Below are 13,454 nucleotides of genomic sequence, written 5' to 3' on the forward strand. Positions count from 1 at the left end.
CCCGCCGGGGTCAGACGCTGAAGTGCAGGGCGTTGGTCAGATCGCCCATGGGTGTCTGGCCCCGGGCAATCATGGCCTCATCACGTTCCTTGATGCCGTCCAGGGTTTCCAGCTGGAACACCCGGGTGATCAGCCGCAGGATCGAGGCCGTGTCATACACCGTGTGATCCACCGTGCCCTTGCGGGCGAACGGCGACACCACCAGCGCTGGAATCCGCGTGCCCGGGCCCCAGCGATCGCCCTGGGGCGGCGCCACGTGGTCCCACCAGCCGCCGTTTTCGTCGACGGTGACGATCACCACCATGTTTTTCCATTGCGGGCTTTCCCGCAGCACTTTCAGGGCCCGGTCGATATGCCGGTCGCCGGCGGCTACGTCGGCATAGCCGGCGTGCAGGTTGAGGTTGCCCTGGGGTTTGTAGAAGGTCACCGCTGGTAGCTTGCCGGCCTCGGCGTCGGCGAAGAACTTGTTGGTGCTCGACTCGTCTCCCAGGCCGCCGTCGCGCAGGCGCTTGGCACGCTCGGCCGGATTCTCCGGACCTTGGCGCACAAAGTAGTTGAACGGCTGGTGGTGGTACTGGAAGTTGGGGATCTTGGGAATCCCGCCGGAATCCTTGAACTGCTCCAGGGTCGCCTGCCAGGCGCCGCCGTACCAGGCCCAGTCGACGTTCTTCTTCGACAGCTTGTCGCCGATGTGCTCGTGGGTCTGGGGCACCAGTACGCTGGGCAGGTCGGGCTTGGCGTAGTCCGGGCGCTGCGGGTCGCGGATCCAGGTCGGCCAGTAGGGCGGGGCCATGGTATTGACCGCGTAACCGTCAGGGGTCAGGGCGCTGGGACCGAACTGCGGCGCACCGTCCATGGCACTGGCCGGGGACTTGTCCAGGGGCTTGAGGCGCGTGCCCTTGGGGTCGTCGCCCTGCAAGGTGGCGATCTGCGACTTGGCCACCGAGTTGGCCGCGTCGGGGTAGAACGGCACCTTGGCGCTGATCAGGTACTGGTGGTTGAGGAAGGAGCCGCCAAAGGCGCCCTGGAAGAAGTTGTCACAAAGCACGAACTCTCGCGCCACATCCCACAGGCGCAGGGAGTAACGGGTCTGGGCGTAGTGCCCCATGGTCAGGGCACCGGAGTCGGCCCAGGCCACGAAACCGTCGTTCTTGCCGCCGTTGATCTGCATCTGGTTCTGGTAGAACACATGCCACAGGTCGCGGGTCACCAGGCCCAGGGGCAGGTCCTCGCCGCTGGGGCCTTTGAGGGCGAACGGCGCATTGGGCAGGTTTTCCTGGAACTGGGTTTCCACCGGGTAGGTGATGCCGTCCAGGGTCTGTGGCCCCACTTGCAGGATGCCGCCCCAGATGGGCGGCAGTTTCGACAGCAGGCTGCCATCGCGGTCCCGTTGCTGGAACGCTTCGGGCTTGAGGGCCGACAGCGGTTTTTCCACGCCGGGGAAGTTGGCGAACAGGTTGTTGAAGCTGCGGTTCTCGGCGAACAGCACCACCACGTTCTTCACCTGATCGCGCAGCGCCTTGTCCAGCTCAGTAGGGGAGAGTGGACGTGCATCCGGTTTGCCAGCGGGGTCGCCGGGCTTGCTGCAGGCGCTCAGGGTGGCGCCGACCCCAAGAACGGCAACGCCGCCAAGGAAGCGGCGGCGGCTGGTGTCGGTGGGTTGGTCGGCGTTGGTTTCGGGGGTGTCGCGCTGGTCGGTATCGTCGCTCATGTCGGCTCCTTGCACGTCGATCTGGAAATTCGTTACAAACTATTTCGGTGGCACGGTAACAACCGAATATGACGCAAAGACTACAGGAATGCTTCAGGAGTCCACTGCGATGGCCTCTGAAAAGTCTGAAATCCGCGTCGAGAAAGACTTATCCACAGGCCCGCTCCGTCTTGGCGGAGCGGGCTCGGCGAGCCTTCAGGGGATCACGGGCGGCAAGTAGGCCAAGGTGGTGCCCAGGGCCCAGAGCAGGACCAGCACCAGCGGGGTGTGCACCAGCAACTGGACGAAGGAGAAACCGATCAGGTCCCGGGCCTTCAAGCCCAGTACTCCCAGCAGCGGCAGCATGTAGAAGGGGTTGATCAGGTTCGGCAAGGCCTCGGCGGCGTTGTAGATCTGCACGGCCCAACCCAGGTGGTATTGCAGGTCATTGGCCACCTGCATCACATAAGGCGCTTCGATGATCCACTTGCCGCCGCCCGACGGAATGAAGAAGCCCAGCACCGCCGAGTACAGGCCCATCAGCAGGGCATAGGTGTCGTGGGAAGCGATCTGCACGAAGAAGGTCGAGATGTGGTGGGCCAGGGTCTGGCCGTCCACGCCCTTGACCACCGTCATCAGCGCGGCGATCGAGCCATACAGCGGAAACTGGATCAGCACCCCGGTGGTGGTGGGCACCGCCCGGGCCACGGCATCGAGGAAGCTGCGGGGCCGCCAGTGCAGCAGGGCGCCGGCCATCAGGAACAGGAAGTTGTAAGTGTTGAGCCCAGAGATCGCGGTGATCGCCGGTTTGGTGGCGAACTCGTGATACAGCCAGCCGGCGGCCAGCAGCGCCAGGAGAATGGTCAGCAACGGGCTGTACTCCAGCCACTCGCCGGGGCGGGTCCGCGGTTGCGGCTTGGGCATGCTGAAGCTCGGGTCGACCCCGCAGGCCTGGGCATCCCGGGCACTGTTGGGCCCCGGGGCGGTGGCGTAGGCGACGATCAGCGAGACGACGATCAGGGCCAGCAGCAACACCCCCGACTGCCAGAGAAAGATGGTTTGGGTGAAAGGAATCACCCCGGTGATGGCCAGGATCGACGGCGGCAGGCTGCCGGGGTTGGCCTGCAACTGCGCGGCCGAGGACGACAGCCCCAGGGCCCAGACAGCGCCCAGGCCCAGGTAGGCGGCGGCCCCGGCGGCGCGGTAGTCCATGCGCAGTTCGGTGCGTCGGGCCAGGGCCCGTACCAGCAGGCCGCCGAACACCAGGGACAGGCCCCAGTTGAGCAAGGAGGCGACCATGGAAATCAGCGCCACCCAGGCCACCGCCGAGCGGCCGTTCTTGGGAATGCGCGCCAGTTTGTCGATCAGTTTCACCGCCGGCGGCGAGCTGGCCACCACATATCCGCCGATGACCACGAAGGCCATTTGCATGGTGAAGGGAATCAGGCTCCAGAAGCCGTCACCGAAGGCCATGGCGGCATCGGTGGGCTTGGCGCCCATGGCCAGGGTGGCCAGGGTGACGATGATCACCGCCAGTGCGGCGAACACCCAGGAATCGGGAAACCAGCGTTCAGCCCAGTTCGAACAGCGCAGGGCAAAGCGGGCGGAGCGGCTATCTTGAATATCAGCGGCCACGTCAGTACCTCGGATTTCTTATGTTTATAAGGAAGACGGCCGCCTCAGGCTGAGGCGGCCGAGAACTGTGCAAGAATGCGGCAATTGCCACGGACTGCAAAGGACTCAAAGCCGATGTCATTTTCCCCCGAAGAACGCGCCGCACTGCTCAAAGTCAAGGGTGTCGGGCCCACAGTGGTGGGGCGCCTGGAGCAATTGGGGATCATTTCCCTGAGCCAGTTGGCCGCCGCCGATGCCCTGGACATCGTCACCCAGGCCTCGGCCCTGGTGGGCTCCAGTTGCTGGAAAAACAGCCCACAGGCCCGCGCCGCGATCCAGGCGGCCATTGCCATGGCCAAGGCTCGTCTATAGCCCGGATCGCCAACGACTGATGGTTGTTCCTCGGGACGATTGCATAGACCATGTGCAGCCTTGCTGATTGCCACCCTCCGAGTTGCTTTTATGACCCCTTCCACTGAGTCGTCGCCGGCGCGCTTTTCCCGCGCCGACTACAAGACCCTGGGCCTGGCCGCCCTGGGCGGCGCCCTGGAAATCTACGATTTCATCATCTTCGTATTTTTCGCCCTGACCCTGAGCCAGCTGTTCTTCCCTCCGGAAATGCCCGAATGGCTACGCCTGCTGCAAAGCTTCGGGATCTTTGTCACCGGCTACCTGGCCCGGCCCCTGGGGGGCATTCTCATGGCCCACTTCGCCGACCGGCTGGGGCGCAAGAAGGTCTTCAGCCTGAGCATCCTGATGATGGCGCTGCCTTGCCTGCTGATCGGCATCATGCCCACCTATGCCCAGATCGGTTACTTCGCGCCCTTGCTGCTATTGGCGCTGCGCGTGCTGCAAGGCGCCGCCGTGGGGGGCGAAGTGCCCAGTGCCTGGGTATTTGTCGCCGAGCACGCGCCACGGGCCCATCGCGGCTATGCCCTGGGCTTCCTCCAGGCCGGCCTGACCTTCGGCTACCTGTTGGGCGCGCTGACCGCAACCCTGCTGGCGCGGGTTTTCAGCCCCGAGGAAATCCTCGATCATGCCTGGCGCTACCCCTTCCTGCTGGGCGGGGTGTTTGGCGTGATCGGCGTTTGGCTGCGCCGTTGGCTGAGTGAAACCCCGGTGTTCGTGGCCCTGCAGAACCAACGCGACAGCGCCGGCGAATTGCCCCTGCGCACCGTGCTGCGCGAGCACCGGCTGGCGATCCTGCCGGCGCTGATTCTCACCTGCGTGCTGACCTCGGCGGTGGTGGTGTTCGTGGTCATCACCCCGACCATGATGCAAAAGAGCTTCGGCATGAGCGCCAGCCATACCTTTGCCCTGAGTAGCCTGGGCATCGTTTTCCTCAACATCGGCTGCATCCTGGCCGGGCTGATCGTCGACCGCCTCGGCGCCTGGCGCACGGTGATGCTCTACAGCCTGCTGCTGCCCCTGGGCATCGCCGTGCTCTATGGCTGCCTGATCAGCGGCGGCGAGTGGATCGGCCTGGCCTACGCCATCGCCGGCCTGGGCTGCGGGGTGGTGGGGGCGGTGCCATCGGTGATGGTCAGCCTGTTTCCACCGCGGATTCGCGTCTCGGGCATTTCCTTCACCTACAACATCGCCTATGCCCTCTGGGCCAGCACCACGCCGTTATTGCTGATTGCCCTGATGCCCTGGAGCCCATGGATCTGCGTGATCTATTGCGCGGTGATGGGTGCGGTGGGGGTGGCCAGTGCCAGCTACTTTGGTGGGCGCGTGGGCGAGGCTCGGCACGCGTCGGCGCAACCTGATGGGGGCTACTGATCAGCTTCGCGAATTTTCTTCAGCGGGTGCGATTATTTGGGTAGCAGTTGGTCCAGGTAGCGGGTGCGCTCGTTGCTCAGGCGGGTCACGCAGCGGTTGATCAGGGTGACGTGGGCCGGCTTGCCCGGTTCCACTTCGAAGGCCTCCAGCACGCAGCTGCTGTCGCGGTATTTGATCCAGGCACGCTGGGCATTCTTCAATTTGCCGAGGTATTCCTGTTCTTGCAGCAGGCTGCTGGGATACAGGTTGTGGACCCGCACCAGCAGTGCCTGATAGCTCTGGTTGAGGGCAGCGTCGGCGCGATCCTTGTCCAGCCGGGCGCAGCGATCGATCTGTTCGCTGACGCTGATGTGCTCGCAGTCCAGTGCTGCGGCCTGGGCAGGCGCCCAGCCAGCGGCACTGGCGAGTACGGCGATGACAAGGCCAAAGATCCAAGGCTGATGAGGCATGTCGGTCCCTTGCGCTGAGAATGGAGCAGGCATTCTACAGAGCTGTTGCCAGGGAGAGCATGTGCCTGCTCCTGCAAGGCGTGCCGGACGGGATCGAGATCGGGCAACTGGAGCCGGTGGGGCATCAGCAGATGCATGAGCAAAAAGGTGGTCTGGCCGGCGAGGCGATCGTGCGGCTCAGTCGCGCTCTTCGAGGACGTAGCCCACGCCCCGCAGGGTGTGGATCAGTTTGCGCTCGAAAGGGTCGTCGATCTTCGCTCGCAAGCGGCGGATCGAGACTTCCACCACGTTGGTGTCGCAATCGAAGTTCATGTCCCAGACAAAGGAGATGATCTGGGTCCGGGACAGCACTACGCCGCTCTGACGCATCAGCAGGTGCAGCAGGGCGAATTCCTTGGTGGTCAGATCGATGCGTTGTTTACCGCGAAAGGCCCGGTGCCGGCCCTGGTCCAGTTCCAGGTCGGCGACCCTGAGCACGTCGGGCACCGCTGCCTGTTCGCTGCGGCGCATCAGGGTGCGGACCCGGGCCAGCAGTTCGGGGAACTCGAACGGCTTGACCAGGTAGTCATCGGCCCCCAGGTCCAGCCCCCGGATCTTGTCCGCCAGCCGTCCCTGGGCTGTGAGCATCATCACCCGGGTGTTGCTGTCCTGGCGGATCTGGCACAGCACGCCCCAGCCGTCGATCTGCGGCAGGTTGACGTCCAGGATCACCAGGTCGTAGGCGTGCTGGCGGGTCAGGTGCAGGCCATCCGCGCCGGTATTGGCACAATCCACCACATATCCACTTTCAGTCAGTCCCTGATGCAGGTAGTCGGCAGTTTTAAGTTCGTCTTCGATAACCAGGATACGCATGCTGATGAGGTTCTCGGCGATAAGGGGCAGTAAAAGAAAGTTGCTGTAAATGACTGGATTAATAATTTAAAAGTGCACTTTCATGCAGGCAGCTTGAGACGCACTTAACTTTGTGTGGAGCGTTTTAAAGTGCGTCTGGCATTGTCTTTGGATGGCGGAATGTTAATACAGAACGTTGATGCAGAGCCTTTGCTAACGGATTTGTAATCTTTGCGCCACCCTGCTGATAAGCAGCGAAAGTTACCCTTGGTCGATATTGAAACTCTCCCAGTCAATGGGCGAACTGTTGCAGTTCCATATCGGCCAGGGCGCTGTTGAATAACCACCGATATGTTCCGCTGCACTTTCGCAGAAACTTTGCCTCTATAGGGGCCGGAACCTGTTATGCCGACTTTCCCGAGAACACTTCCCCGGGCAGCCTGGCGCTGCTCTGCGGCGCTGCTGCTGGCGCTGCTGGCGCAGTCCCCGAGTGCTGCCGAGCCATCCGCGCTGAGCCTGGATAGCGCCTTGGCCAATGCCTTTGCCAACAACCCCGAACTGGCTGCCGCACGCTGGGAGATCGAGATCGCCCGGGGCGCTCGCCAACAGGCCGGGCTGATGCCCAACCCGGTGCTGTCGGTGGATGCCGAGGACACCCGCAGGGATACCCGCACCACCTCGGTCAAACTCAGCCAGGCGCTGGAACTGGGAGGCAAGCGCGGCGCTCGGGTGGAGCTGGCCAGCCGCGGACAGGCGCTGGCGGCCCTGGAACTGGAGCGACGGGGCAACCAGCTGCGGGCCGATGTCCTGGAGGCTTTCTACGCCGCCCTGCGGGCCCAGGAGCGCACGCAACTGGCCGGGCGTTCCCTGGCCCTGGCCGAGCGCGGTGTCACGGTGGCCCAGGGGCGGGTCAATGCCGGCAAGGCCTCGCCGGTGGAGGCCACCCGGGCCCAGGTGCAGTTGGCGGAAGTTCGCCTGGAACTCAATCGTGGCCAGATGGAGCAGGACAATGCCTATCGGCAGTTGGCCAGGGTCACGGGCGCTGCCACCACGGACTTTGCCGCCGTGCAGGAGCCCTCGCTGTCGGTGGTCACTCCGCCGGCTTCGGCGCAATTGCTGAATCGGTTGCAGGAGACTGCGGAGCTGCGTCTGGCGGAGCAGGAGATTGTCCAGCGCGAGGCGTCCCTGGGCCTGGAAAAAGCCCAGCGCATTCCCGACCTCGACGTCAGCGTTGGCAGTCAGTACGACGCCAGTGCCCGCGAGCGGGTGAACCTGGTGGGCCTGTCGATGCCGCTGCCGCTGTTCAACCGCAACCAGGGCAATGTGCTGTCCGCCGCCCGGCGCGCCGATCAGGCCCGGGACCTGCGCAACGCCACCGAGCTGCGCCTGCGCAGCGAAACCCGCCAGGCCCTGGAGCAATGGAGCACCGCCAGGGGCGAGGTGCAGTCGTTCAACCAGATCATCCTGCCCGCAGCCCAGCGCGCGGTGGACAGTGCCACCCGGGGCTTCGAGATGGGCAAGTTCAGCTTCCTCGAAGTACTGGATGCCCAGCGCACCTTGATCAGCGCTCGCAGCCAGTACCTTGCCGCCGTGGCGCAAACCACCGATGCCTGGGTGCGGATCGAACGCATCTACGGCGACCTCAGCCGTTGGTGAAAGCCTGGTTGAGGGGCCTCGCGTGCCTGGCCGCCCTGCTGGTCAGCGATTGCAGCGGTGCACCGCTGGCGCCGCCGGATGAGCCGCCCCGGCACTGGTGCGTCCATGAATGGCACCGGGCTCTCGACGAACTTTTCTTTCCGCCTACCTCGTAAGGCGCTTCTCGCGCTGCCGAACATCGATTGTCAGGAGCACCCATGGATAAAAAACGCAGCCTTGTCATGGCCATTTCAGCGGTGGTCGGCCTGGGAGCGGCAGCCTTGCTGCTGCCGGACCTGTTCGCGACCCCCGCCCGCACCCAGGCACCTGCAGTGGCAGAGCCGGCCGGGCATGGCGAAGACGAACCTGAAGGGCATCTGGAGCTCAGCCCCGAGCAGATCCAGGCGGCCGGTATCGAGCTGGCCGAGGCCGGGCCCCGGCGCCTCAACCGCCTGCTCAGCCTGCCGGGGGAAATCCGCTTTGACGAGGATCGCACCTCCCACATCGTGCCCCGGGCTGCCGGCGTGGTGGAGTCGGTGCAGGTCAATCTCGGTCAGGCGGTCAAGCGTGGCGAGTTGCTCGCGGTCATCGCCAGCCAGCAGGTGTCTGACCTGCGCAGTGAATTGGCGGCTGCCGGGCGGCGGGTGGAACTGGCCCGTACCACTTTCGAGCGTGAACGCCAGTTGTGGGTCGACCAGATCTCCGCCGAGCAGGATTACCTGCTGGCGCGGCAGACCCTGCAAGAAGCGCAAATCGCCCTCGACAACGCCCGGCAGAAGATGAATGCCCTGAGTGGCAGCGCGCAGTTGGTGGGGGGCAATCGCTATGAAATGCGCGCGCCGTTCGATGGTGTGGTGGTGGAGAAACACCTCAGCGTCGGTGAAGTGGTGGACGAAACCAGCGCCGCTTTCACCCTGTCGGACCTGTCCCGGGTCTGGGCCACCTTTGGGGTGTTTCCCAAAGACCTGGACAAAGTCCGGGTCGGTCAGGCGGTGCATGTCAGCTCCAGTGAGCTGGGGACCCAGGTCCAGGGCCAGGTGGCCTACGTCGGCAACTTGCTGGGGGAGCAGACCCGGACCGCCACCGTGCGGGTGACCCTGGCCAACCCCGATGACGCCTGGCGTCCGGGGCTGTTCGTCTCGGTGCAAGTGGCCACCGAGGCCTTCGAAGCGCCGGTCAGCGTGCCGCAGACGGCGATCCAGACCGTGGAAGACCGGCCTTCGGTGTTTGTCCGGGTTGCCGAGGGCTTCCAGGCCACGCCGGTGGTCACCGGGGCCACTCAGGACGGTTTCGTCGAGATCCGCGAAGGCCTGGCCGCCGGTGCCCAGGTCGCCACCCGTGGCAGCTTCACCCTCAAGTCCGAGCTGGGCAAAGGCTCGGCCGACCATGGCCATTGATCGGTCACAGCACAGAGTGATTTCCCATGTTTGAGCGCCTCATTCAATTCGCCATCGAGCAGCGCATCATCGTCCTGTTGGCGGTGCTGCTGATGGCCGGGGTCGGCATCGCCAGCTACCAGAAGCTGCCGATCGACGCGGTCCCCGACATCACCAACGTCCAGGTGCAGATCAACTCCGCAGCGCCAGGGTTTTCGCCCCTGGAAACCGAGCAGCGCATCACCTTTCCCATCGAGACCGCCATGGCCGGCTTGCCGGGCTTGCAACAGACCCGCTCGCTGTCGCGCTCGGGCCTGTCCCAGGTGACGGTGATCTTCAAGGACGGCACCGACCTGTTCTTCGCCCGGCAACTGGTCAACGAGCGCCTGCAAGTGGCTCGTGAGCAATTGCCTGAAGGCGTGGAGGCGGTGATGGGGCCGATCTCCACCGGGCTGGGGGAAATCTTCCTCTGGACCGTGGAGGCCGAGGACGGTGCGCGCAAGGAAGATGGCACGCCCTACACCCCCACCGACTTGCGGGTGATCCAGGACTGGATCATCAAGCCGCAGCTGCGCAACGTGCAGGGCGTGGCGGAGATCAACACCATCGGCGGCTTCGCCAAGGAGTACCAGATCGCTCCGGACCCCAAGCGCCTGGCGGCCTACCAGCTGACCCTCAATGATCTGGTGACGGCCCTGGAGCGCAACAACGCCAACGTCGGCGCCGGCTACATCGAACGCAGCGGCGAGCAGTTGCTGATTCGCGCGCCGGGGCAACTGGCGTCCATCGAGGACATCGCCAACATCGTCATCAGCAGCAGCGACGGCACGCCGATCCGCGTGCGCAATGTCGCCCAGGTGCAGATCGGTCGCGAACTGCGTACGGGCGCGGCCACCGAGAACGGCCGGGAAGTGGTGCTGGGGACGGTGTTCATGCTGATCGGCGAGAACAGCCGCAGTGTGTCCCAGGCCGTGGCGAAAAAGCTCGAAGAGATCAACCGCTCGCTGCCCGCAGGGGTGGTGGCGGTCACGGTGTACGACCGCACCAACCTGGTGGAAAAAGCCATCGCCACGGTGAAGAAGAACCTCTTCGAAGGCGCGTTGCTGGTGATCGTGATTCTGTTCCTGTTCCTGGGCAATATTCGCGCCGCGCTGATCACCGCCCTGGTGATTCCGCTGTCGATGCTGTTCACCTTCACCGGCATGTTCAGCAACAAGGTCAGCGCCAACCTGATGAGCCTCGGCGCCCTGGACTTCGGCATCATCGTCGACGGCGCGGTGGTGATTGTGGAGAACGCCATCCGCCGCCTGGCCCATGCCCAGCAGCACCATGGGCGCATGCTGACTCGCTCCGAACGCCTGCACGAAGTCTTTGCCGCGGCCAAGGAGGCCCGGCGGGCGCTGATCTTCGGCCAGTTGATCATCATGGTGGTGTACCTGCCGATCTTTGCCCTCACCGGGGTGGCCGGGAAGATGTTCCACCCCATGGCCTTCACCGTGGTCATGGCCCTGCTGGGGGCGATGATCCTCTCGGTGACCTTCGTCCCGGCGGCCATTGCGCTGTTCGTCACCGGCAAGGTCAAGGAAGAGGAAAACCTGCTGGTGCGTAGCGCCAAGCGTGGCTACGCCCCGGTGCTGGACTGGGTCATGGGCCATCGTGCGGCGACCTTCGCGGCGGCCGCGGCGATCCTGCTGGGCAGCGGTGTGCTGGCCAGCCGCATGGGCAGTGAATTCATTCCCAGCCTCAGCGAAGGCGACTTCGCCCAACAGGCCCTGCGGGTGCCCGGCACCAGCCTCACGCAATCGGTGGACATGCAGCAGCGCCTGGAGAAGACCCTGCTGGCGCAAGTGCCGGAGATCGAGCGGGTGTTTGCCCGCACCGGCACCGCGGAGATCGCCTCGGACCCGATGCCGCCGAATATTTCCGACAGTTACCTGATGCTCAAGCCCAAGGCGCAATGGCCGGACCCGGGCAAGTCCCGGGAGGCGTTGATTGCCGATATCCAGCGCGCCAGCGCCCTGGTCCCGGGCAGCGCCTATGAACTGTCGCAGCCGATCCAACTGCGTTTCAACGAGCTGATTTCCGGGGTGCGCAGCGATGTGGCAGTCAAGGTGTTCGGTGACGACATGACCGTGCTGAACAAGACCGCCAATGAAATCGCCACGGCCCTGCAGGGCTTGTCCGGTGCCTCGGAAGTCAAGGTCGAGCAGACCTCCGGCCTGCCAGTGCTGACCATCAATATCGACCGCGACAAGGCGGCGCGATTCGGCCTGAATGTGGGCGATGTGCAAGACACCATTGCGGTGGCGGTGGGCGGGCGCCAGGCCGGCACCCTGTATGAAGGCGACCGGCGCTTCGACATGGTGGTGCGTCTCTCGGACCAACTGCGTACCGACATTGACGGCCTTTCGCGGCTGCTGATCCCGATCCCGGCGACCGCGGGCACGGCCAACGGGCAGATCGGCTTTATCGCCCTGTCGGAAGTGGCCAGCCTCGATCTGGTGTTGGGCCCCAATCAGGTCAGCCGTGAGAATGGCAAGCGCCTGGTGATCGTCAGCGCCAACGTTCGCGGGCGGGATATCGGCTCCTTTGTCGAGGAAGCCACGGCGTTGATTGCCAGCAAGGTCAAGGTGCCCGCGGGGTACTGGACCACCTGGGGCGGGCAGTTCGAGCAATTGCAGGAAGCATCCCAGCGCCTGCAAGTGGTGGTGCCGGTGGCACTGCTGCTGGTGTTCGGGTTGTTGTTCATGATGTTCAACAACCTCAAGGACGGCCTGCTGGTGTTCACCGGCATTCCCTTTGCCCTGACCGGCGGGATCATGGCCCTGTGGTTGCGGGGTATTCCGCTGTCGATCTCGGCGGGGGTGGGTTTTATCGCCTTGTCGGGGGTGGCGGTGCTCAATGGGCTGGTGATGATCGCCTTTATCCGCAACCTGCGAGAGGAAGGGCGTTCGCTGTCCGTGGCGATTCATGAAGGCGCCCTGACCCGTTTGCGTCCGGTGCTGATGACCGCCCTGGTGGCGTCCCTGGGGTTTGTTCCTATGGCCCTGGCCACCGGCACCGGCGCCGAAGTGCAACGGCCCCTGGCGACGGTAGTGATTGGCGGCATCCTGTCGTCCACCATCCTCACCTTGCTGGTTCTGCCGGCGCTGTACCAATGGGCGCACCGCAAGGAAGAGGACTAGCGCCTGTCGCCGCTGCCGCAGGCTGTGAGCGGACTGGGCGGCATTCCGTCGAAGGGATGCGGCGGTCTTCAGGCCGCTGCGGGGTTTGCGGGAGATCGTCAGGCAAGGTCCTGCGGACCTTTGCGCAGCTTCGCCGTGGCTCAGCAGCGGCTACAGGGCCAGTGCCGATCGGGGATTTGTGTAGCCGCTGCCGCAGGCTGCGAACGGCCCGAAGGGACGCGGCGTTCTTGAGGCCGCTGCGAGTTCGGCGGGGGATCGTCAGGCAAGTTCCTGCGGACCTTTGCGCAGCTTCGCGGGCTCAGCAGCGGCTACAGGGCGGGTGGGTTAGAGCCAGGCGGCATCCCAGAGGGGATAGTCGCCCACGCGCTGGACCAGTCCCGCTCGAACCGGGTTGTAGATGATGTAGCGGGCAAGCGCCTTGAGGTCTGCTTCGCGACGGATGGCCCGTTCGTAATACCCTTTTTGCCACAGTCGACCACGCTGGTTCAGGCGCTGGTTGATGTTGCGCCCGCTTCGTGACTTGAGCCGGCACAAGGATTCTTCCAGCGAGCATTTCTGCAGTTGGAACAACCAGTGAATGTGATCAGGCATGACCACCCAGGCCAGGGAGTGGATGAGTCCCGCTTCGTGTTGTGCCCTGATTTGTTCGACCACCAGCCGCCCCAGGTAGAAGTCGCTGAACATCGGGCGCCGCTGTTCGGTCACGGCGGTTATCGCGTAGATTCTACCGATCTGTGTGTGTCGTCCTTTGAGCAGGCGAAAACCATTGGATCGGAATTGCATTACCCGGCTCTCCCTGTGCTGGAATGATCCCTTCACGCTAGTCCTGGCTCGGCCTGTTAACAGATGTATCTCGTTAACACCTATGTCTCTCTTGCATCCCTGTAGCCGC

10 protein-coding genes are annotated in these 13,454 nt (G+C 64.3%); 5 read left to right on the plus strand and 5 right to left on the minus strand.

Annotation, left to right across the window (positions count from 1 at the left end):
* Nucleotides 1-10 precede the first annotated feature (10 nt).
* Both J5M73_RS17830 and J5M73_RS17835 read right to left on the minus strand, forming a co-directional pair.
* Entirely contained in the window at nt 11-1,711 is a 1,701-nt protein-coding gene (locus J5M73_RS17830) for an acid phosphatase (RefSeq protein ID WP_102860195.1), read from the minus strand.
* 195 nt (nt 1,712-1,906) lie between these two features.
* Nucleotides 1,907-3,325, minus strand: a complete 1,419-nt coding sequence (locus J5M73_RS17835) for a TIGR00366 family protein (protein ID WP_102860196.1) — start codon at nt 3,323-3,325, stop codon at nt 1,907-1,909.
* Nucleotides 3,326-3,439: 114 nt separating this feature from the next.
* On the opposite strand from J5M73_RS17835, the gene J5M73_RS17840 reads away from it, so the two are divergent.
* Nucleotides 3,440-3,676 (plus strand): Pathogenicity locus, encoded by a 237-nt coding sequence (locus tag J5M73_RS17840; RefSeq protein ID WP_102860197.1) that lies wholly within the window; start codon nt 3,440-3,442, stop codon nt 3,674-3,676.
* 90 nt (nt 3,677-3,766) lie between these two features.
* Nucleotides 3,767-5,086: an MFS transporter gene (locus J5M73_RS17845; protein ID WP_102860198.1), complete on the plus strand. Its 1,320-nt coding sequence runs from the start codon at nt 3,767-3,769 to the stop codon at nt 5,084-5,086.
* 32 nt (nt 5,087-5,118) lie between these two features.
* Here the strand turns inward: J5M73_RS17845 and J5M73_RS17850 are convergent, their stop codons facing one another.
* Together J5M73_RS17850 and J5M73_RS17855 are read right to left on the minus strand one after the other, a co-directional pair.
* Complete coding sequence (locus J5M73_RS17850; RefSeq protein WP_102860199.1) at nt 5,119-5,535, minus strand: lysozyme inhibitor LprI family protein; 417 nt, start codon at nt 5,533-5,535, stop codon at nt 5,119-5,121.
* A gap of 177 nt (nt 5,536-5,712) precedes the next feature.
* Complete coding sequence (locus tag J5M73_RS17855) at nt 5,713-6,387, minus strand: heavy metal response regulator transcription factor (RefSeq protein ID WP_102860200.1); 675 nt, start codon at nt 6,385-6,387, stop codon at nt 5,713-5,715.
* A 384-nt stretch (nt 6,388-6,771) separates the two neighbouring features.
* Between J5M73_RS17855 and J5M73_RS17860 the strand changes: the two genes are divergently transcribed.
* The 3 genes from J5M73_RS17860 (at nt 6,772) to J5M73_RS17870 (ending at nt 12,562) form a co-directional block, all read left to right on the plus strand.
* Entirely contained in the window at nt 6,772-8,022 is a 1,251-nt protein-coding gene (locus J5M73_RS17860) for a TolC family protein (protein ID WP_102860201.1), read from the plus strand.
* 197 nt (nt 8,023-8,219) lie between these two features.
* Entirely contained in the window at nt 8,220-9,398 is a 1,179-nt protein-coding gene (locus tag J5M73_RS17865; protein ID WP_102860202.1) for an efflux RND transporter periplasmic adaptor subunit, read from the plus strand.
* Nucleotides 9,399-9,424: 26 nt separating this feature from the next.
* The gene (locus J5M73_RS17870; RefSeq protein WP_102860203.1) at nt 9,425-12,562 is read left to right on the plus strand and encodes a CusA/CzcA family heavy metal efflux RND transporter; all 3,138 of its coding nucleotides are present in this window, start codon (nt 9,425-9,427) and stop codon (nt 12,560-12,562) included.
* Between the two features lie 324 nt (nt 12,563-12,886).
* Here J5M73_RS17870 and J5M73_RS17875 read toward each other — a convergent pair whose 3' ends face one another.
* Nucleotides 12,887-13,345, minus strand: coding sequence for a transposase (locus tag J5M73_RS17875; RefSeq protein ID WP_102860204.1), 459 nt, complete (start codon nt 13,343-13,345; stop codon nt 12,887-12,889).
* Nucleotides 13,346-13,454 lie beyond the last annotated feature (109 nt).

It is taken from the genome of Pseudomonas sp. 50_B, assembly GCF_017491625.1.
Taxonomy (GTDB): domain Bacteria; phylum Pseudomonadota; class Gammaproteobacteria; order Pseudomonadales; family Pseudomonadaceae; genus Aquipseudomonas; species Aquipseudomonas danubii.